Source organism: Oleiphilus sp. HI0066 (assembly GCF_001635725.1).
The window spans coordinates 1-1,220 of the sequence record NZ_LWFH01000262.1; the positions used below are offsets into that span (position 1 = coordinate 1).

General features: G+C 42.2%; 1 pseudogene. It reads right to left on the bottom strand.

Annotated elements, in window-relative coordinates:
* Positions 1–962 (bottom strand): annotated as a pseudogene (gene lptF, locus A3738_RS03965) (LPS export ABC transporter permease LptF); the annotation flags it as partial.
* Positions 963–1,220: the final 258 nt, after the last annotated feature.

Consider the following 1,220-nt stretch of genomic DNA (forward strand, 5'->3'; position numbering starts at 1 on the left):
ACCAAATGCGATTAGCGGATCTAGATCGCCCTCCCCACCTTTTTTCTTAGCAAGTATAAGTAAACCTAAATAAAGAATATAGAGCAGCATCGCCGGCACCAAATGGAGATACCTGCCTTGTCTAGGGTTAACTTTGCACACCGCAACAGCAATCATCGCCACCACTGGAATCAAGATAACGAGCGATATACGCCAATATAAAATAGACCTATACTCATTCGACTCAGATCTAATCAGAGCTTGTGTCGGAATTGCTTCCTCCTTAACTCTGCGAAGCTCGCTACTCTGCGATGCGATAAGAACTCCATAGGTATCAAACGACAACTCTCTATAGTCGTGATTACCTGGAGCCCCTTGATATTGTTTACCGTTGTGAAGCACAAGATATCGATCTCCGGTTTCAGCATCTACGCTCTGAACACCCTTTTCTGCATACAATATGTTGAGCCGCTCGGCATCATCCTCAGAAGACTCGGCGATAAATACATCAAACATTGTCTGCTTATCATCACTCAATGCTCCCGCATAAGTAATACGATTTCCGATATTCAGATTCTGAAAGCGCCCCGGAACAAGCAACTCGAACGCTGTTTTACTTGCTTGTTCAGCAAACAACTTTTCTACCTTGGCCATGCCCGCAGGCGACACGTACAAAGTTAATAGACCAACACTCAATGCAACAAAGCCAGAGATTACCCAAGTCGAAGCAAGCAACTTATTTTGGCTGTACCACAGGCATGCAGGACAGTCATCTCACTTTCCATGTACATACGTCCGTACGCCAAGAGGATTCCCATAAAAAGCCCTAGAGGAAGAATCAACTCTAAAAAACCTGGCAAGCGAAATGCCATGACTAAAAACAAAATATCAGCAGAAATATTCCCGACGGCAGCTTGCGATAAATACTTAATAAAACGGCCACTCATAAAAATGAGCAAAAGGATAAATGTGACCGCAAGCATTGATCCCAACACTTGTCTCGCCAAATATGAAAAAATAATCAAAGAAAACCCCGAGAAATATCGCTTTACGTACTACTCTAAAAGCTAGTCAGCACAATCGAATAGTCAAAGCGTAATTCGTCTCTTAAACTAGAGTTAGAAATAAGAAATTTAGGTGGGAATAATGAAATACAACGCGTCAATCCGCAAGTTAAGTGAAATTAAAAGCGATATTACTTGCATATTTAGCTTCCAGAAATCGGCATTAGGGCAACAAGC